The 18,284-nt window shown below is 49.1% G+C and carries 19 protein-coding genes; 8 read left to right on the top strand and 11 right to left on the bottom strand.

Going from position 1 to position 18,284, the window contains the following annotated elements; genetic code table 11:
- Window position 1: 1 nt before the first annotated feature.
- The 5 genes from BMY16_RS08590 to BMY16_RS08570 form a co-directional block, all read right to left on the bottom strand.
- Window positions 2–1,129, bottom strand: a complete 1,128-nt coding sequence (locus BMY16_RS08590; RefSeq protein WP_170836045.1) for a YARHG domain-containing protein — start codon at window positions 1,127–1,129, stop codon at window positions 2–4.
- A 19-nt stretch (window positions 1,130–1,148) separates the two neighbouring features.
- Window positions 1,149–2,099 (bottom strand): WG repeat-containing protein, encoded by a 951-nt coding sequence (locus tag BMY16_RS08585; RefSeq protein ID WP_091841687.1) that lies wholly within the window; start codon window positions 2,097–2,099, stop codon window positions 1,149–1,151.
- 62 nt (window positions 2,100–2,161) lie between these two features.
- Window positions 2,162–2,785, bottom strand: coding sequence for an XAC2610-related protein (locus BMY16_RS08580; RefSeq protein WP_091841686.1), 624 nt, complete (start codon window positions 2,783–2,785; stop codon window positions 2,162–2,164).
- A 120-nt stretch (window positions 2,786–2,905) separates the two neighbouring features.
- Window positions 2,906–3,352 (bottom strand): DUF5675 family protein, encoded by a 447-nt coding sequence (locus BMY16_RS08575; RefSeq protein WP_091841684.1) that lies wholly within the window; start codon window positions 3,350–3,352, stop codon window positions 2,906–2,908.
- 63 nt (window positions 3,353–3,415) lie between these two features.
- The gene (locus BMY16_RS08570) at window positions 3,416–3,748 is read right to left on the bottom strand and encodes a hypothetical protein (protein ID WP_244513006.1); all 333 of its coding nucleotides are present in this window, start codon (window positions 3,746–3,748) and stop codon (window positions 3,416–3,418) included.
- A gap of 441 nt (window positions 3,749–4,189) precedes the next feature.
- Here BMY16_RS08570 and BMY16_RS08565 point away from each other — a divergent pair, with 441 nt between their 5' ends.
- Entirely contained in the window at window positions 4,190–4,678 is a 489-nt protein-coding gene (locus BMY16_RS08565) for an HU family DNA-binding protein (RefSeq protein ID WP_091841681.1), read from the top strand.
- Window positions 4,679–4,749: 71 nt separating this feature from the next.
- Window positions 4,750–4,863 (top strand): smalltalk protein, encoded by a 114-nt coding sequence (locus BMY16_RS15490; protein WP_170836056.1) that lies wholly within the window; start codon window positions 4,750–4,752, stop codon window positions 4,861–4,863.
- A gap of 123 nt (window positions 4,864–4,986) precedes the next feature.
- On the opposite strand, the gene BMY16_RS08555 is transcribed toward BMY16_RS15490, so the two are convergent.
- Window positions 4,987–5,328, bottom strand: a complete 342-nt coding sequence (locus BMY16_RS08555) for a type II toxin-antitoxin system RelE/ParE family toxin (protein ID WP_091841677.1) — start codon at window positions 5,326–5,328, stop codon at window positions 4,987–4,989.
- Entirely contained in the window at window positions 5,318–5,542 is a 225-nt protein-coding gene (locus tag BMY16_RS08550) for a hypothetical protein (RefSeq protein ID WP_091841676.1), read from the bottom strand. The genes BMY16_RS08555 and BMY16_RS08550 overlap by 11 nt, the downstream gene beginning before the upstream one ends.
- A gap of 257 nt (window positions 5,543–5,799) precedes the next feature.
- On the opposite strand from BMY16_RS08550, the gene BMY16_RS08545 reads away from it, so the two are divergent.
- The 5 genes from BMY16_RS08545 (at window position 5,800) to BMY16_RS08525 (ending at window position 10,914) form a co-directional block, all read left to right on the top strand.
- On the top strand, window positions 5,800–6,735 hold the full coding sequence (locus BMY16_RS08545) for a YqhG/Tai3 family protein (protein WP_091841674.1): 936 nt from the start codon (window positions 5,800–5,802) through the stop codon (window positions 6,733–6,735).
- 40 nt (window positions 6,736–6,775) lie between these two features.
- The gene (locus BMY16_RS08540) at window positions 6,776–7,477 is read left to right on the top strand and encodes an acyl-[acyl-carrier-protein] thioesterase (RefSeq protein WP_091841673.1); all 702 of its coding nucleotides are present in this window, start codon (window positions 6,776–6,778) and stop codon (window positions 7,475–7,477) included.
- A 4-nt stretch (window positions 7,478–7,481) separates the two neighbouring features.
- On the top strand, window positions 7,482–8,705 hold the full coding sequence (locus BMY16_RS08535; protein WP_091841671.1) for a permease: 1,224 nt from the start codon (window positions 7,482–7,484) through the stop codon (window positions 8,703–8,705).
- The gene (locus BMY16_RS08530; RefSeq protein WP_091841670.1) at window positions 8,702–9,283 is read left to right on the top strand and encodes a DapH/DapD/GlmU-related protein; all 582 of its coding nucleotides are present in this window, start codon (window positions 8,702–8,704) and stop codon (window positions 9,281–9,283) included. The genes BMY16_RS08535 and BMY16_RS08530 overlap by 4 nt, the downstream gene beginning before the upstream one ends.
- A gap of 89 nt (window positions 9,284–9,372) precedes the next feature.
- On the top strand, window positions 9,373–10,914 hold the full coding sequence (locus tag BMY16_RS08525; RefSeq protein WP_244513004.1) for a DUF5597 domain-containing protein: 1,542 nt from the start codon (window positions 9,373–9,375) through the stop codon (window positions 10,912–10,914).
- An 11-nt stretch (window positions 10,915–10,925) separates the two neighbouring features.
- Here the strand turns inward: BMY16_RS08525 and BMY16_RS08520 are convergent, their stop codons facing one another.
- From BMY16_RS08520 to BMY16_RS08510, 3 genes are all read right to left on the bottom strand, one after another.
- Window positions 10,926–12,263: a TolC family protein gene (locus BMY16_RS08520; RefSeq protein ID WP_244513003.1), complete on the bottom strand. Its 1,338-nt coding sequence runs from the start codon at window positions 12,261–12,263 to the stop codon at window positions 10,926–10,928.
- Between the two features lie 72 nt (window positions 12,264–12,335).
- On the bottom strand, window positions 12,336–15,446 hold the full coding sequence (locus BMY16_RS08515; RefSeq protein WP_091841665.1) for an efflux RND transporter permease subunit: 3,111 nt from the start codon (window positions 15,444–15,446) through the stop codon (window positions 12,336–12,338).
- A 1-nt stretch (window position 15,447) separates the two neighbouring features.
- A complete protein-coding gene (locus tag BMY16_RS08510) occupies window positions 15,448–16,473 on the bottom strand; it encodes an efflux RND transporter periplasmic adaptor subunit (RefSeq protein ID WP_091841663.1) in 1,026 nt (341 codons plus the stop codon).
- Window positions 16,474–16,635: 162 nt separating this feature from the next.
- On the opposite strand from BMY16_RS08510, the gene BMY16_RS08505 reads away from it, so the two are divergent.
- Window positions 16,636–17,544, top strand: coding sequence for a helix-turn-helix domain-containing protein (locus BMY16_RS08505; RefSeq protein WP_170836055.1), 909 nt, complete (start codon window positions 16,636–16,638; stop codon window positions 17,542–17,544).
- Window positions 17,545–17,599: 55 nt separating this feature from the next.
- Here BMY16_RS08505 and BMY16_RS08500 read toward each other — a convergent pair whose 3' ends face one another.
- Window positions 17,600–18,274: an SGNH/GDSL hydrolase family protein gene (locus BMY16_RS08500; protein WP_091841660.1), complete on the bottom strand. Its 675-nt coding sequence runs from the start codon at window positions 18,272–18,274 to the stop codon at window positions 17,600–17,602.
- Window positions 18,275–18,284 lie beyond the last annotated feature (10 nt).

The following is an 18,284-nucleotide window of genomic DNA, read 5'->3' as shown; positions in this document are numbered from 1 at the left end:
ACTAACGTCCTATATATTTTTCCATCCGAACCAATATACTTCCCGAGGTATCGTGACTCTTTTCAAGCCAGTTGCTGATGCGCCATATGGCCTCCTCAAAATCTAGGGTGAGAATGGCTTTCAGGCTTTGGCCATGCCTTTTATCCACGAGGGTTAATGTGGCTTCGACCTTAGTGTCTGTCAGAAACTCCACCTTGATGTCCTTCGCTTCAACGGGAGTCTCCAGGCCTGCCGTCCAGTGGTTGTCATCCACAAAAAAGAGCTGCTCTGTCGATGTGGCATTGCTTTCCTTCTCGTTCACCTTATTATATACTTCGTTCCAATAGGCAGAATAGTATTTCTTGTCCAAGTCGAAAGGACTCTTGCCCGACCCTTCTGCGAAAGTCTTATTGACGGCATCAAAATACTCACGGATGCATTCTGCCACACCCTCTTCCGTTTCCCAATAGGGTTCATCCCCCAAAACCTCTTCCGTCCTGTCTGCCTCCTCGCTCTTAATGAGCTGGATGTTGGTCTGTTCGATGATGTCCAGCTTGATGGCGTTATTATCATTGCCTGGCTTGTACCAGCTTACCTTACCGAAATACTCCTGCAGATCCTTCGACTGGAAACGGTAGCCGTGATAGGCCAGAATCTTATTGCGCAACAGGCGCAGTTCCTGCTTTGATGAGACCATACCACGCAGGTAGGCCCGGTTGAGCAGTACGCTGTTCACGGCGTTCCAAGGCTCCTCCTGCTCCATCATCTGCTGCATCTCCTCACATTCCTGCTCGTTGAGCTTAGTCAGCTTCATCGTCCACACCACGTCACCATTAGGCTTACGGATAGCAAGGAAGTTCTCACCTTCCTGCGTGATATGCTTTACCTTCCATCCGTACTCTGCGCCGAATGGGCATTCATCTGCCTGACGGCTGGGGATGAGCTTATATTCACCCTGCTTGCCCGCAATCTTCTCCAAGGTCAGTTCAGCGCCATGCTTGGTGGTCATATAGACGATGGTACCTAACCTGATCTCCTGAACGATATAAAGTTCATAGCCATCCCAGAATTTCTGGCCTACCTGGATGGTCTGCGCCTGAACGTTCATCACGGCACAGAACGTCATCAACACAAATAACAGTTTCTTCATATATTCATCAATGTTAGTGTTATTCCTGACAGAAGGTGATGCGGCCAGTCTTGTCCATAAAGCCGCGCTTCTTCTCGTATTTCCCTTTGCCATAGACCATTGCCAAACCTTCAGAGTATCTGATGGCATCACCCGTGTAGGTGATTTCATTATTCACCTTGAAAAGGCGCTGGCCAGTCTTGTCGATAATATAGCAGGAGTCACGCTTCTGAGTCTGGGCCACGCCATCCGTGAACTTGCGTCCCCACCAGCCGGCGGGCAGTTCGATAACCATCTTTCCTGAACGGTCGATATAGCCGCTTCGAGCACCTTCACCTGTAGTCCCGACAGCAGCCAGGCCCTCGCTGAAATCGCCACCATAACTGAAAACGCCCTCAAAAGCCAGCTTGCCGGTCTTGTCGACATAGCTGACCCACTCATGCGAACCATCGACGACAACAGCACAAAGTCCCTCGTGGAAATCGTTGCCGTCACTCTCGGCCATCGTATCATACTGATAAGGAATAGCCAGCTCGCCTTTGGTGTTGATATACCCCACCTCTCCACTCTCGTTCACGACAATGGCCATGCCATCGCTGAAATTATGGGCAAAATGGAACTTAAAGGGAATGACAACATTACCCTTGCTATCTTTATAGCCATATTTTCCATCTTCATATTCACAGGTCAGCCTGTCAGGATCCTCCTCCACCTTTGGTTTCTCCACTATGTTACCATGCAGGTCAATATAAAAGTTCTGACCATCCTTCTTAACCCTTGCCACACCATGACTGAAATTCTCCAAATATTCACAACCTTCAATAGCTTTGGCAATGGCTTCAAAGTCATAGGGTTTCTCTACTACAACGGCAGCTGAATCCGTGACCGTCGAGTCGGCAATGACAGCATCGACACTTTCCGTCTGTGCCTTCTTGCCTCCGCAGCCCATAAGCATCACCACTGCGGCAATCATCAAAATACTTTTTCTCATAACATTTTGGCTTATAGTTTATTATTCTTTTTCATATTACTCTCCATATTCTGAACCATTATTCAGTCATCCGCCAATTCACTGGCCGACATTTGTTCACGTTCCGACTCAACGAGTTTACCATCCTTCCATTTATACTTTATGATTTCCACATCATCATCAAGCCGCCAGAAACTGACGACGCACTTATTATCGGGGTCGATAGTCGGGCTGTAAATCACGCCATCGCACTTCAGTTCCTCGAACTTATGCGCCTCGTCATTCCAAAGCCAGACATCATAGGTGTAGTTCCCGAATCCGTTCATCGGTCCGGTACACACCTGAAGGTCGGGGATGCCGTCGAAGTTCCAGTCATCCTCCGAGATTTCCCCTATGCTGCCCTTGTCCCAATTCAGGGTGTCTAACGGCAGTGCCTGACTATACAATTCCTGCCTATGCCCCTTGGCATCAGTCAGACAGACGATGATGGAATCCCAACGCACTTCACCATCTTCTGTGATAGTACGTACATCCGAGCGGAAAGAGTAGTCGGATCGCTGGGGGACATAGTCAGCATCCCCTGCATTAATCTGAGCGACAGTAGCACTGTCGATGCCAATACCGTGGCCACCATCCTGAGGTGACTTCTTACCGCCTCCGCAGGCCACCAACATCATAGGAATTAACGTATATAAAATCTTCTTCATTTGGGTTTATAGTTTTATACCGCTGCAAATTTAGGAAAAATATACGAGAAATGCAAGAAGAATCGGAAATATTGCATCTTTTCTCATTTAACCGTTTACGTTTTATGCGGTTCTTGAGAGTTAACGGATGGTGATCCACACAGGCTCACCCCTACTCTTGGCCTCGACGATCTTCTGCTTCAGGCGATGGAGCCAGATGCGGCTGTCGACGACTTGGCCTACAAGTTTGTTTAGTCCCACGAGAATGCAACCTTGGGTGTCTTCCGATGTGTTGCCCGCATGGATGCGGATGCCTTCAAAATTCGGCACGCCGAGCAGGATGGGCAGCCATGCCCCAAACTTCGGACTCCACGAGATCACCACGGCGTAGCGACCTTCGGGGATGGCACTCTTGCCCTTGATTTTATAGGCCCCGTTGGCATAGTTGCGCCATGTGGGTTCCAGCGTGTCGCAAAAATAATCATTGGCTGTTCCTGCCAGATACTCGTCATTCACACGTTGCTGAATATACAGCCTCCCAATGGTATAGGTTTTGCGTTTTGCTATACGTTCCAATATCAGTTCCATAATGCTTAATGTTACAAAGTTACAAAGTTACAAAGCCAAAGCCGTTCGACCTTTGATCAATTTTCAATTTTCAATTTTCACCTTACTCCAGCGGTGGCGGTCGGTCTTGCTAATCCAGCCGTCGCGCATCCAGCGAGAGATAATCATGCGCAGGGCCCCATCGGAACAGAATCCACGCTTCAGAGCCCGAAGGTCATCTATCGTAAACGTGGGGGCCAGCTGGTCGAAGACAGAGTGATTGGCGCCATATCGCTGGCACTCGTCCTGAGCATCGACATACTGACTTTGCAGGGCTTCACCGAAGGTCTTGATCTGCTCCGTCAGACAGTACTCAGCCATCATCAGCGCAAACTCGATGGTTGCTTTTGATTCCCGAATCTCAATAAGTCGTTTCACACTTTGCAACATTGTAACTTTGTAACATTGTAACATTAAGGTGGTGGCGATTGTGGAAGGGGAAGATAATAAGAATTATTATATATTATAATATATAATAATTTATAATATACTCTAGGCGGGAATTGCAAGTACATAATGTTACAAAGTGACAAAGTGACATTGTTACAAAGAATCGGCATCTGCTTGGCCGAAAAACACGAAACGTAATTTCGCGGAGCAAAATTTCACGGCTCGTAAAAATCACGCGAATTTGAGCATCTTCGACGTCAAAATGGCGTCAATTGGAGGGTCAAAATTTGGAAGTGTGCGAAAAATGTTGTACCTTTGCAGAGCATTAGGGAAATGCAGTAGTGTCCGGACAAACAAAGCGGTAAGCGGCGGGCCGATGTAGATCGTCGCAATGAATCTAATACTATGTAAAACACATTTTTAAACACTATGGCAAAGATTTTGTATGAAGTAAAACAGAACCAGAATCAGTACAACGCAGGCTACGGCCAGTGGTACGCAAAGGTGAAGGCACTCGAGACGCTGAACACCCGCAAGCTGGCACAGCACATCTCAGAGCACGGCTCGATCTACACCCCCGACGTGGTGTATGGCGTGCTTGAGAAGTTCCGCAGCTGTCTGGTGGAGATGCTCCTAGAGTCGAAGAAGGTGAAGATTGAGGGCCTCGGCATCTTCTACACCACGCTCGAGAACCAGAAGAACGGTGCCGACAAGAAGGAGGAGTACAACCCTTCGAAGCACATGAAGGCGCTGCACATCCGATTCCTGCCCGAGCAGACCACCGAGGAGAACATCTCCAGCCGTGAGTTCATCAAGAAGGCCGAGTTCGTCAACGTAGACAGCCTCCTGAAGGCCGAGGAGACTGAAGGCAACGGCGGCAGCGGCTCAGACTCCGGCAGCGGCTCTGGCACCCATTAAGCAATCGGAGGGGCTTTCCCCCAGCGAGGCCCCTCCATAGTTATTCACCCTAAAAACACCATGAAAGCACCATGAAGAAAGAAACTTGGAAGACCGTCCTGCAGGTCATCGTCAGCATCCTCACGGCAGCCCTGACTGCCCTCGGAACCACCTCGTGCATGGGCCACGGCCCGATCATACTCTGAGCAGGAACCCTCTAATCTATCCACGTCCGCAATCTCCCACCCAAGAGGTTGCGGATATTTCATGTAAGACAAAACAGAAACGGAACGTTGGCGCCAGGGGCGATGGTGATTGCTGTCCCACGACTATTCGAGTCCGTTCTTTTTGATTAGTTGCTTCAATTCCTTGTCTGTTATGTTGGCTTGGTCGGACTTATCATAGATAGTGACAAGGGTGATGTCTGCGCCATCAGACTCTACAAGCACGGTATGGGTAATGACCCTTGCACCCCCACTCTTACCCTTTGCCTTCGAAGTAATTGGGAAGCGAACCTTGCGCAGATGCTTACCGAGTGGCTTGCCCGTGAGGGGTGAATTGCGCAGCGTGTCGATGAAGTGTCGATAGTCGTCCTTCATCGAGGGGTAGCGTTTGGCAAGTTGCTTGAGTTCGCGAGCAAAGTCTGGGGTAGCTTCAATCTTACAGTTCATTTAGCAAATCCTCCGCATTGATGCCCTCTAACTGGCCATCTTTCATTTGGCGCAATTGTCCAAAAGCATGGTCAACCTTGGCGAGTGTTTTCTCTTTGGGCGTGGCTTCCGACCGTACAACGTCTGCCTCACTGTACGTCCAGCCCATCTTCGCCATCATCTTCTTGAAGAAGCTGAGCTCATGGTTGGGAATATTGATAGTAATTGCCGTCATAATGCGATTTATTTGTCTTACGGCTGCAAAGATACGATAAATATCCCAATCCTCCAAGGCTTTAGAGGAAAAAATCTCGGTTTATCTCAATAAGTCGTTTCACTTTGCAACTTTGCAACATTAAGGTGGTGGCAATAGTCTATGGCAACAAAGATAATATCTAGTTAAACTCTCTTAAAGTGTTAGATGAATCGATTGCGATATAAGCTATTATCTTTACCTTTGCATAGCAAACGACAAAAATAACAATAATAAATATGAAGAAGATTCTATTTTTTATTCTCACCGCTGCTTTGATGCTGAACTGCGGCAACAAGACAGGAAAAGCCGTCAGCGACACAGACTCTCTGTCAAGTGACACCATAGCTGATGCTGGAATAGACAAACATTCTGAAGACTATATCCGCCAGCGCATCGACACCATCTACAAAGGTGTTGGCAAATCGACCTATGACAGCGAAGGGAAAGAGGTGAGTTATATACGCAATCCCTTCAACCGCGACAGTGCCTATTGCTCTGAGCGCTACTATGCGCTGATGGAGGAGGCTTTAGAGATATGTAACGAGACTGGCGATATCTTGTACGACTACGATTACTGGGTTTGTGGACAGGATTGGTCTGAAGACTGGAGCTGCAAGGTAGCAAAGGTCTATGAAATCACAGACTCAACGGCCCTTGTGGATCTGAACATCCATAACTTCAGCGATCTAAAGACCACCATTGCCCTACGCTTTGAGCGCGATGATTGGTATATCGATGATTTCTCACCTTCCAAAGACGGCAATGATGACAAGGAATACCTGCGGGAGACAATCCGTCGGGGTCTGAAAATCCGTGAGAAGGCCAAGTCGCTCGTCGGCTATTGGGGCTGGGTTGGCGATGACGGTCCTGAGTTGCTGCTACGTCTGGAAATGAACGGCAAAGGGCTGGAGGTCACCGAGTGTAACATCTATCGCCTCTATGGTTTTGACAAGGCCACCGCTTCCTTCAACGGTACAACCCTGTCTGTTGAAGAAATCGATTACGACGAGGAGAACATGAAGCTTAATCATGAGTTCCACTTCGATGCTCACCTGGACAAGAATGGCGATCTGACAGGCGACTGTCGTATCAGCCATCCTCAAGCCAGCAGAAAATATGAAGGCCCGCTCACGCTCCGGAAAGGCTACTTTAAATATCGTGATGGTGCCTGATAAAAATTTGCGCTCATTAATTTAATCATGATAAGGAAATATGTATAGTTTGAATTACAAAGTAACGACAAGTACTTGTGACAGTGAAGGGCGGCTGAAACTCTATTCCGCTCTCCAGATGATGCAGGACTGCTCTGAGATGTGGATTGACTCAGAACCTGGTGTAAAGCAGTATTTCACGGAGCAGAATATGGCACAACTTTTGGCTACACGTCAGGTGGAGATTGTCCGTGTGCCCGAATACAAAGAGGAACTGACGGTGACGACCTCCGTCTATGGCATGAAGCCGATGTTCGGGTTCCGGAATACGTTCATCTACGATGCTGAAGGCAGGCCCTGCTACAAGACGTGGAGCATGGGAGCTTTCGTCGACAAGCAGGCTGGCAAGCTGAAACGTGTGGATGATGCCACCATAGCCTCCATGAATCTTGAGCCTCAGCTGGAGATGAACTACAAAGACCGCCGCATCATGCTGCCTAAAACAGAAGGAACGATTCTTGAACCCATCCGCGTGCTGCGTGCCGACATCGATTACAACAAGCATCTGAACAATGCCAACTATGTACGCATGGCGATGGAACTGTTGCCGGATGACTTCGTTGTAAGTGGCTTGCGGGTAGAGTATCGGGTGGCCGCAAAACTGGGTGACATGCTAGTACCTACCATCTACAAACTCGACAACGTGATCATTGTCTCTCTGTCTATCGGCGAAGATGTGAGCGCAATCATTGAGTTTACTTAGTAACATGTATCATTTCTTATTATCATTGCTGAATGTTGTTTGCGAGATGGCTCCCTATCTGTTGTTGGGATTCTTCATCGCAGGGGTGCTGCATGTATTCGTGCCACAGCGGTTTTATGCCAGGTATCTGTCGCGTAACAACAAACTGTCTGTTGTCTGGGCAGCACTCTTGGGTATTCCCCTGCCGCTTTGTTCATGTGGCGTCATTCCTACAGCTATCGGCCTGAAAAACGAGAAGGCTTCGAAAGGAGCCATCGCCTCGTTTCTCATAGCCACGCCGCAGACGGGCATCGACTCCATTCTGGCCACGTTCTCACTGATGGGGCTTGGTTTTGCGATCATACGTCCCACGGCAGCACTTATCACGGGTGTTTGTGGAGGATTGCTTGTAAACCGTCTGCTGCGTGATGATGATGTCGTGGACATTGATAGCTGCTCATGTCAGGTGGAACGGGGGAATAAGGCATGGCGCGTTCTGAAGTATGCCTATTATGACATGCTTCGCGACATCGGTCTGCGTCTGATTATCGGCCTTGTCGTAGCAGCATTGATTCAGGTGGCTGTGCCCGACGAGTTTTTCCTGCAGTTTGGCAGTCAGCCGTTGCTCCAGATGCTGGTCTTACTTGTCATCGCCATTCCGATGTATATCTGCTCAACGGGTAGCATCCCTGTGGCGGCAGCACTGATGGTGAAGGGACTCTCGCCTGGAGCGGCACTGGTGATGCTGATGGCTGGCCCTGCCGTTAACCTCGCCTCCATCCTCGTGGTTCACAAATCAATGGGGCGTCGATTTACGTCCATCTACCTGATGACCATCGTTGCCTTTGCCATCCTCTTCGGACTGCTGCTCAATGCTACTGGAATTGACTTCACCGTTGCCGCTCAGGATGCCTGTTGCATGGGCACATCTGCCCTACCCAACCCCTTTAAGCTTATTTGCGCTACAATATTAACCCTATTAATAATTTTTGCTCTTATGATGAAACTATTTAGTAAGTTCACCTCTAAAGAAACATTAGACCCCGATGTGACCATTTATCGCGTTGAGGATATGCATTGCAGTCATTGCGAAGCAGCCGTAGTACGTGCCGTTGAGGAACTGCCAGGCGTAGAGAAAGCCAAGGCCAGTGCTTCGGCCAACACCCTCACCATCAAAGGCCCCGCCACCGAAGAGGCCATCCGTGCCGCCGTTGAAGGTATCGGTTATACATTTAAGGGAAGGATATGAAAGACATTATGTTTGACATCATAGATGCCACAGGGTCGGGTGATAAAAGAGACCCTCGAATGCGTGATGTGGAGGCTGAGATGATACGGAGTCATGAACTATGTCTGAAGATATCGTCCAGGAAGCCTACAGATCCTGATTACAAGAGTCTGCTGGAAGAGCTGTTCCAACGTGAGATAGACAACAGTGTTGCCATTGTGTCTCCTTTCTATTGTGATTGCGGATGCCGGATAACAATCGGGAAGAACGTGACCATCAACAAAGGGGCGACCATCATCTCTCCGGGGAAGGTGGTGATAGAAGACAATGTACTGATTGGCCCCGAGGTTAAGATTGCAACGGTCGATCATGACCTTTATGACAGGCACAACCTTTTCCATTTCGGAATGGTGACCATCAAAGAGAACGCGTGGATTTGCATCGGTGCCATTATCTGTCCTGGCGTAACTATTGGCAGGAATGCCGTTGTTGCCGCAGGCGCTATAGTGACGAAGGATGTGCCTGACAATGTGGTGGTTGGCGGCAATCCAGCCCGAATCATCAAGAAGATTAACCCACCCAATAAATGTGACAAATAGGCAATGTCACAAAGAATAACAATGATAGTTAGATTTTTATGAAAAAGGGCAGATCTATATCGGCATTATTGAGCATAATCATGATGCTCATGTCAAATACATTGCAAGCTGATAACGTCAGTTTGCAGTTCCGCATCCTTGGTGGCGAGTTAAGCAACTCAGCAGCAACGTCGGTAAGTGATGTTGAGGAGGTGTTGCCACGCATGAAGGCTTTGGGGCTGAATACAGTGCTCGTGCCAGTCTATTGGGAATTCCTCGAGCCCGTGGAGGGACAGATGGACTTTACACTTGTCGATTGCACCATCGATGTAGCACGACAGCAGGGGCTGAAGATTGTGCCACTCTGGTTTGGAGCTTGGAAAAACTCCATGTCGTGCTATGCGCCGGCATGGTTCAAGCTCGATGTGAAGCGGTTTCCACGGGCCATGACTGCCGAGGGGAAGCAGCTGGAGATTGCATCGTGCTTCAGCGACAATGTACTGCAGGCCGACCTGAAAGCTTTCTCAGCACTGATGCGACATATCAAAGAGCGTGACCCGCAGCGCGAGGTAGTCATCATGATGCAAATAGAAAACGAGATTGGTATGCTAGAGTCAGCACGCGACCATTCTCCATTAGCAGAAAAGGCTTATAATAAAGAACGGTGGGCAGAGCGTTACGGTACGGACGAATATGCCGATGAGAAGTTTATGGCACTGAGCTATGCCCGCTATGTGGAGCATCTGGCCAAGGCAGCCCGTGAGATTCACGACATGCCACTCTACGTGAATGCCGCTATGAACAGTCGTGGGCGCCGTCCCGGTGAATATCCATCAGCTGGTCCGTTGGCGCATCTCATCGATTTCTGGCTTGAGGGTGCACCCAGCATCGACCTGCTCGCCCCCGACATCTACGACACAGGCTTCAAGTCGTGGTGTGCACAGTATGCGATGCCTTTACGTCCACAAGATGGTCGGAAGGTAAACAATCGCCTCTTTATCCCTGAGAGCCGTTGCTGCGAGAACAGCGGTGTGCGTGCCCTCTATGCCTTTGGCGAGCATCAGGCACTTGGATTCTCTCCCTTCGCCATCGACCAGGCATCTCCTAAAGAGACAGAAACGGTAACAAAAGCTTATTCGCTGTTGCGGCAAGTATCCAATATCAAGCAGACATTGAATACCTGGGGATTACTCTTCGATCAGGAAGACAAGGAACGCATCATTAATGACAAAGGCGTAGTGATGACCTGTCGTCATTACTTCACCCTTCCTTGGGATCCACGCGCCACCGACGGCAGTACGTGGCCAGAGGGCGGCGCCATGATAATCCGATTAGGAAAGTATGACTATCTGCTGGCGGGCAGCGGTGTGGTCGTCGACTTCAAGACACCTACAGAGAAACAACAAGAGGAAAAGAAACAGTTAGGCGAAGATGGATTTGCCGAAGCAGGCGGAAGCACAAGCCCAAAAGCGGACAAGCACTTCCACGGCAAACGCCTCGGCCTCCTTTCCGTCGATGAAGTCTGCATTTCGGATGATGGCACGATGCAGTATCTCCGTCGTCATAACGGTGACCAAACCCACCAAGGCCGTCATGCACGTATCAGTGTCGGCGAGTGGAAATTACTGCACATCAGACTCTACGAATATTAAAACAAAATACTTTATTCTTGTCCTGTCGCTTGTTTGTATTCTAAAAGCCGTAGTTGCAAATCTGCATAGGCATCTGTACGGCGGTCGAGAGATTGTTGATAGAGCATCTGGGCTTCGAGTAAGTCGCTCATCTTAGAGATACCGGCTTTGTAATAGTTGCGATTAAGACGCAGGTTTTCCGCTGACTGTTCGATACTTCGCTGAGCCAGGACCAGCTGTTGATGCGACTCTTCCACCCCATTCCAGGCATTTTGCATACGGATCTGCAGCTGTTGGGCATTATCCTCTAACTGTTCTACTGCCTTCTGGTGCTCTATCTTACGGCGCTTGATAGCGTGAGAACCGCCCCACCAGTCGGAGATGGGCACACTGACGGTAGCAAACACCATCCCGAACGAGTGATTGTTGTCCAGCAGATTATGGTAGTTGTAGCCCGCGCCAACAGCAACTGATGGCAGGTTCTGGCCAACGGCCATCTTTTTCTGGAGACTTGTGGCTTCCACCTGTTTGCCAAGCAGTTGATACTCTGCGGTTCCCAATAGTGCCTGACGATGGTCTTGCTTGGTAACTAGTGGTGAAGTAACATCAGACTGATAGGATATGACGAACGACGTATCGCGCAGGCCGCAATACTGCGACAGCAACAGACGAACAATGGAGATGCCGTTATTCAACTTCAACCGCTGACTTTGGATGTCGTTCTGGCGCAGCTGCACCTGCAACAGGTCATTGGGCATGACTAAACCAGCACGCACAGCCACATCTACATCTTTGTGGATACCAGCCAATAGGGTGTCCACAGCCTCGATAGTCTTCATCTTCTCCTGCATTGAGGCCAACTGCCAGAAATATTGTTCGGCAGTCTTCTCCACTTCGTTTTCCGACAATTGTAATTGCAGATGGCTCACCTGTTCACCCACCTTGGCGAGTTTATTGCCGTTGATGATCTGACCACCGGCAAAGACAGGCTGCACAGCCATAAGCGAGCCGATGGTACCGTTTTTCATCATCGAGATACTGATGGGGTTACCCAAGGCAGCCAAGGCCTCTGGAGGCAACGACTGAGCCAGAGACATCCCCAGTTCGGGCGACATACTCTCAGAGAGGTTCAGCGTAGTTTGTGCCATACCTTTATTGGCATTGAACCAGAGACCAGTACCGCTCACATTGGGGAAATACTTGGTAAATGCCTCCTTACGTTGCTGTTGGGCAGTCTCGATGTTGTATTTGGCACTGCGGATAGCGATATTGTTATGCAGGGCAGAATCCTTTATCTGCTCCAATGTGTAGGTCTGTGCTGAGGCAGAGAGTGCACAGCCCAAAGCTATCATTAATAATATCTTTTTCATAATTACTTTGTAGAAACTTTAACTTCGTTGAGCTTTCTCACGTTCGGAAGTGAGAGCAAGCTCTTACTTCTCTCACTTAGTCGAAACCTTCCAATAAATGACGGGGAGCATGGTAACCACCATGATGAGTGAGCCGATACCACCTGCGAAGATGGTGACACCAACGGGCATCCAGAAAGAACTCTGGGCGATGATCATCGGCACCACACCAACGGCAGTAGTGGCTGTGGTGAGGAAGATAGGCACCATGCGTCGTTTGCCAGCTTCATAGGCTGCCTGACGCACTGCCTTGTTATAGGCCTGCTTGTCCTTCTTCCAGTCACCATGTTCTGCCACATGTTTCTTAATCAGGTCGATGGCATGCTCAAAGATGAGAATCTCGTTACGCATAATCATGCCCATCAGCGTGATAAGACCGAAAATAGAGGTCAGTCCTAAGGCGCGGTTCATCAGTCCCAGACCAATGAGCGCCCCGGGGATCATCAGTGCCAAGGCAGCCATACAGACGGTCGTCACACCATACTTCCTGAAGTTGAACAATAGGAAGAAGAATACAATGATCATCGCAATGGTAATGCCGCCGATAATCTGCGGCATGGCCTCGTCACCGTATTCAATCTCGCCACCCACCTCAGTACGCACACCTTGCGGCAGTTGGATATCCTCCTGCATGATGCGGGCTATCTTTTTTTCTACAGGAGCGGTGTAGACACCCTGTGCAAACTGGGCCGTCACCGTGATGCAGCGTTCACCGCCACGATGCATGATGCGGCTCTCGCTCCACTTGGGAGCAACTTTGGCAATCTGTCGCAGAGGCACTGTAGAATTGGTGCCGTGCAGACCTCCCGATACCATCGACATCGGTGATGCGATGCCCAGATTGGCCACATCAGAGAAGGTCATATCGGTATCGTCCTTCACCACAATGGGAAGGCCGTAGTTATCCTCCCAAATCTGTCCTACGCGTAGGTCGCTTGATGTGGCACTCAGAGCCAGCTGGGCGGTAGTGCGCGTAATGCCTAATTGAGCTGAGATTACAGGATCGAGTTCGACGTTTATGAGGGGATAAGGCTGCAGATAGTCGGTATGCACCCACTCCAGTTCCGGCATCTGGCGCATCCGCTCCATCAGTCGTTCCGCCGCCACATGAAGCGAGTCGAGGTTGTCGCCATAAAAACGGTACTCCAACTCACTCACCTCCAAATAGTCCAATCGCTTGAACTTCACATAGGCATTGGGGAATGCCTCACTCAGTTGTGGCTGATACTGGGCTAAGAGGGCAAGCGTGGCTTTGTCGCCCCGGGTATTCACGATAAACTGTGCATAGTTATTTCCAGCCATTTGCGGGGCGTATGCATCCATGAACCGAGGCGACGAGCAGCCGATGAAACCTGTTATGCCAGTGATACGTTCATCCTTCTCAAGCACATGTTGTACAGAATCCGCTATCAGCTCCGTCTCTGCAAGTCCCTTACCGTCTGGCAGGAATATCTCTACGGCAAACTGGTCGCGGTCGGCATATGGGAAGAGACGTATCTTCAGCGTGGGAGCTATCAGTGTTGAGAGCAGAATGACGGCGATGCCACCACCGATGGTTAGCCACGGGTTGGCAAAAGTCCAGTCTAACACCTTATTATATGTATTCTGCACCCATTTGGTTATTTTATTACCATCCGTACTCACTTTGTCAGGCTTGATGATACGCGTTTCGAGGAATGGAATCACGGTCACCGCCAGTACCAGCGACACCATCAGATTGATGGTAATCGTGACTGGGAAATCCACTAGACAGTCGTGGAACATACCCTTCATCGTGATGAGGAATGGGTAGAAAATGGCACAAATGCAGATGGTGGCCAAGAGCATAGGCATAAAATACTGACGGGCCGACTCTATAGCGGCATCAAAGGGTTTGAATCCTTTGCCAAGATACTCCAGATAGCCATCGATGACCACGATCGAGTTATCGACAATCATTCCCAGCACCACAATCAGTGCCGCCAGCGTCACGATATTCAGTTCGATACCCATCATATACATCACCGCCACACTCACAAAGGTGCTCAGCGGGATGGTGATGGCCGCCACGATGGCCGAACGAATGGGGAACAGCACCATCATCACCAGGATAATGATGGCCATCGAGATGAGCAGATCGCGCAGGAAGTCGCTCACGCTCTTTGCCACCACCTTGGGTTTATCAGCTATGCGGGTCACATTCACGTCCTCGGGCAGTTCGTTCTGACGGAAATCTTTCAGCACCTGATCCACCTCCTGACCATACTGCACCACGTTATTACCCGGCGTCATCTCCATCGACAGCAACACACAGGGGTGTCCGTCCTGCTCGATACGACTCGACATCGGCTCATATTCGCGTACCACACGGGCCACATCGCGAACACGTACCACCTTACCCGTTGCAGGGTCAGAGAAAATAATCTGGTTGGCTATCTCCTCTTCGCTGTTCTCCTGAGCCTCCACGTGGATGGGTATCTGCTGGTCATCATCGCTGATACTGCCACTCATCGTGGTGATGCCCTGAGCCTGCAGACGCGAAAAGAGCATCTGTTGACCTATACCATAGGCTTGCAGACGCTGGCGGTCTATATAAAGACTGATCTGCTCTTTCTGCTCGCCGAAGATTTTCACATTCGCTACCGACGGGATGCGACGTAGGCGGTCGCTCAAATCATCACTGTATTGTTTCAGTTCGCGGTAGCTGCGCTGGTCGCTCTCAATGGCGATGAGCAGAGCCGAGGTATTGCCAAAATCATCGTTCACCACGATGGCCAGCACCCCACTGGGCAACTGCGCCTTAAAACCATTCAGCCCGTGCTTAATCTTCGACCACACCTCGTCCTTGTTGTTCACATCATCGTTCAACTTCACCATCACGATACACATGCCGTTCTGCGACTGCGTGGTGGTCTTTTTGCGATTCACCTCACCAAAGGTAAAAAGATAGCGCTCTAAAGGACGTGCCACCTGCTGCTCCACCTCTTCCGATGTAGCACCGGGATAGACCGCCACTACCACACCTTGTCGGATGGTGGCATGTGGAAATTCGTCCTTCGGCATGATATACATACCGTAAATACCCATCACAAACAAGATGCCGACGATGAGCAATGATATTGAGTAATGCTCCAACGGCCATCGGAGCCAATTCGTATTTTTCATCCTAATATATCACTTTGGTTCCTTCACTCAGTTTCTGATAACCCTCTGTGACAATACGGCCACCGATATTCAGCCCGTCGATGACACTCACATAATTGCCTTGTGGCTGACCAATAGTAACAGTTGTGCGATGAGCAGTGCTGTCTTTGCCAACCGTCCAGACAAACAGACTGCCGTCAGACTTCCTCTGTACTGCCGTTACAGGAACCATTTTGCTACCAATAGCCTGCGAGCCATCAGAGACAAAACGTACATTGGCCACCATCCCTGGCAGTAGCTTCCGGTCACCATTTGCCACATTTATTCTAATATCATACGTGTGCGTGAGGGCATCGGCCTGCACGCCCTTCTCTATCTGGCCTCCTTGATAACTACCATTGATGGCTTCCACCTGGATATTCGTTGGAGTACTGGCATTGATACCGCCAATCTCAGCTTCGGGAACTGCTACTTTTACCTTTACTGCAGAGATGTCAAGAATACTCACAACGGCCTGTGAGGGTAAGGCAGTCTCGCCTGCACCAATCAGTTTCTTACCTATGACACCACTTACAGGTGCTACCAACCGGCAATCGGCGAGATTCTTCTTGGCTACCTCCAACTGCGATTTGGCCTGAGCCACCTTACTCTGGACCTCCACCCACTGCACCTCTGGCAGCGAGCCATTGTCGTGCAGCATCTTGTAGCGCGCCAACGCATCGTTGGCCTGTGTCATCTGCGCCTCGGCACCACTCAGCAGGTTGCGAGCCTGCGTGTCGTCCATCTCCGCAATCAACTGACCTTTGCCTACGGCCTGGCCTTCACGTACCAGCACACGCTTAACGACACCCATCCCCGTAAAACTGACAGCGGTAGCCTCGCGTTCTTCTACCATACCCACATACGTCTGGGCATTATCCATCATGCCAGGTGATACCACCTGGGTTTTCACTCTCGTCGGAGCCTTCATGCTCGATTTTGCTGCTTGCTTTTGGCAAGAACTGCCCAGTAATATGACTGATAGCAGTATCAAAAAATACTTTTTCATAACTAAATGACTTGTTTTAGCTGCAAAATTAATCCAAAATCGGCTATCATCAATGTCCGATTTCACTTCATATCTTACCAATTTGACATCATGAGGTCAAAACAACCAACATTGATGCCAAATAAGACATTGAATATGGAAAATTTTAAGTACTTTTGCAACATGAAACAGCATGAAGAAGTAACATTTCAGACATTAGCTAACAATGAGGATATCCAGATTGGCTATTCCGACAACGATATTGTGGTTGTTGACAGTATTCAGCAATTTACCGAAGTCAATACAGCCCATGTGGCCATGAATGCCGTCGTCATCTGTACCAACGGCAAGGTACAGGCTCAGATGAATGGCAAACAAATGGAACTTCACAAGAACCAGGTGGCCATCGTACCCCAGAACGTCACGGTGACCGACGTGATGGTCAGCCCTGACTTCAACCTGAAGGCTATGTTCCTCACCTACCGCATCCTTCAGAGTTTTCTGCGCGAGAAAATGAACATCTGGAACGACATGATGTACATCCGTCGCCACCATATCGTGACCATGGACGAAGACGAGATGCTATTCTACACCCACTTCTATGACATGCTGACGCTGGCCATTACCAAAGGAGGGGACTATCCATTAAAAACCGACGTTATCCAGTCGCTGCTACGCTCGGCCATTCTTGGACTCTGCGGCCGGATGGAGAAGATGCTGGCATCAGATACCAATCTGGAAGACTCTGCTACTTTGCATGATAATAGGAAAATGACGTCAAAGGTCCACTTCCAGCATTTCCTTGATTTGCTACACTCCAACGATGTGAAACGTCACACGGTAGAAGCTTATGCCAGCAAACTTTGCATCTCGCCCAAATACCTCACGGCCGTCTGCAAGAAGAATTCTGGCAAGACCGCTAACGAATGGATTACAGAACATGTGCTGGAGGATATCCGTTACTACCTGCGTCAGACAGATCTCAGTATTAAGCAAATCTGCGACAAACTCGCTTTTCCAAATCCCTCCTTCTTTGGTAAATACGTGAAAGATCATTTCGGTATGACACCATTGGAATTCAGAAACAGTTGAATAGACACATCCTCTACGACTTCGCGAGGGCGTCAAAGCCGTCTAACAGATGGCATCATTGTTCATTTATGTATTGAAGAATGAATTTTTCTGCCACAGGTAAGAATCGGTCGTGCCCTTGCGGATTTAGGTGAGCTGTGTCAGTACCTTTTCCTCCCTGAAAATAAATCTTCCGAAACTGTTCACTTGCTGCAAAGATATTACTATGACGGGCTGCATCAAAAACAGGGATTCCGTATGATCCGCAGATCTCAAGTATCGTATCAACCACCTGTTGACGTGGACTGCCTATAAAATCTTTGCAAGTCCAAGGTGTAAAAAAGAATATCATTGCATTAGGATATCGCTCAATAAGCCCACTGCATAGTAAGCCAAGACGTTCACGGAATGTATCCATGCCAATAGAGTCAAGACGTTCGCGGACGGCATCGTTGTGGCCAGCAATAACTATGATATAATCCAAAGAGTCCTTCATATCTTTGTAGCGCTGGTACATGCCAGGTCCCCAACGTTCCAAATCGAGAGCAATACAATTCCCATTACGACCATAATTAAAATACAGCATCTGATGTTTCTGTGCAAACTTATAATGCCAGGTATCCTCAATCTTACCAACATGATTGCGGACATAACTATCGCCAATAACGCCAATCTGCTTGCCTTTCAAGCTTCCTGTCTGTGCAAAAACGAGCACCGGCATAAGACAGGATATCATTAACCATTTTCTCATAATTAATAAT

This window comes from Prevotella sp. ne3005 (assembly GCF_900110085.1).
In the GTDB taxonomy this organism is placed as follows: domain Bacteria; phylum Bacteroidota; class Bacteroidia; order Bacteroidales; family Bacteroidaceae; genus Prevotella.
The sequence above is the reverse complement of the archived record's forward strand: the minus strand, read 5'-3'. Positions and strand labels throughout refer to the sequence as shown.

Coding starts and splice junctions, on each gene's coding strand:
- BMY16_RS08590 (WP_170836045.1), bottom strand. CDS start 1,129: ATGAAGAAACTGTTATTTGTGTTGATGACGTTCTGTGCCGTGATGAAC.
- BMY16_RS08585 (WP_091841687.1), bottom strand. CDS start 2,099: ATGAGAAAAAGTATTTTGATGATTGCCGCAGTGGTGATGCTTATGGGC.
- BMY16_RS08580 (WP_091841686.1), bottom strand. CDS start 2,785: ATGAAGAAGATTTTATATACGTTAATTCCTATGATGTTGGTGGCCTGC.
- BMY16_RS08575 (WP_091841684.1), bottom strand. CDS start 3,352: ATGGAACTGATATTGGAACGTATAGCAAAACGCAAAACCTATACCATT.
- BMY16_RS08565 (WP_091841681.1), top strand. CDS start 4,190: ATGGCAAAGATTTTGTATGAAGTAAAACAGAACCAGAATCAGTACAAC.
- BMY16_RS15490 (WP_170836056.1), top strand. CDS start 4,750: ATGAAGAAAGAAACTTGGAAGACCGTCCTGCAGGTCATCGTCAGCATC.
- BMY16_RS08555 (WP_091841677.1), bottom strand. CDS start 5,328: ATGAACTGTAAGATTGAAGCTACCCCAGACTTTGCTCGCGAACTCAAG.
- BMY16_RS08550 (WP_091841676.1), bottom strand. CDS start 5,542: ATGACGGCAATTACTATCAATATTCCCAACCATGAGCTCAGCTTCTTC.
- BMY16_RS08545 (WP_091841674.1), top strand. CDS start 5,800: ATGAAGAAGATTCTATTTTTTATTCTCACCGCTGCTTTGATGCTGAAC.
- BMY16_RS08540 (WP_091841673.1), top strand. CDS start 6,776: ATGTATAGTTTGAATTACAAAGTAACGACAAGTACTTGTGACAGTGAA.
- BMY16_RS08535 (WP_091841671.1), top strand. CDS start 7,482: ATGTATCATTTCTTATTATCATTGCTGAATGTTGTTTGCGAGATGGCT.
- BMY16_RS08530 (WP_091841670.1), top strand. CDS start 8,702: ATGAAAGACATTATGTTTGACATCATAGATGCCACAGGGTCGGGTGAT.
- BMY16_RS08525 (WP_244513004.1), top strand. CDS start 9,373: ATGTCAAATACATTGCAAGCTGATAACGTCAGTTTGCAGTTCCGCATC.
- BMY16_RS08520 (WP_244513003.1), bottom strand. CDS start 12,263: ATGAAAAAGATATTATTAATGATAGCTTTGGGCTGTGCACTCTCTGCC.
- BMY16_RS08515 (WP_091841665.1), bottom strand. CDS start 15,446: ATGAAAAATACGAATTGGCTCCGATGGCCGTTGGAGCATTACTCAATA.
- BMY16_RS08510 (WP_091841663.1), bottom strand. CDS start 16,473: ATGAAAAAGTATTTTTTGATACTGCTATCAGTCATATTACTGGGCAGT.
- BMY16_RS08505 (WP_170836055.1), top strand. CDS start 16,636: ATGAAACAGCATGAAGAAGTAACATTTCAGACATTAGCTAACAATGAG.
- BMY16_RS08500 (WP_091841660.1), bottom strand. CDS start 18,274: ATGAGAAAATGGTTAATGATATCCTGTCTTATGCCGGTGCTCGTTTTT.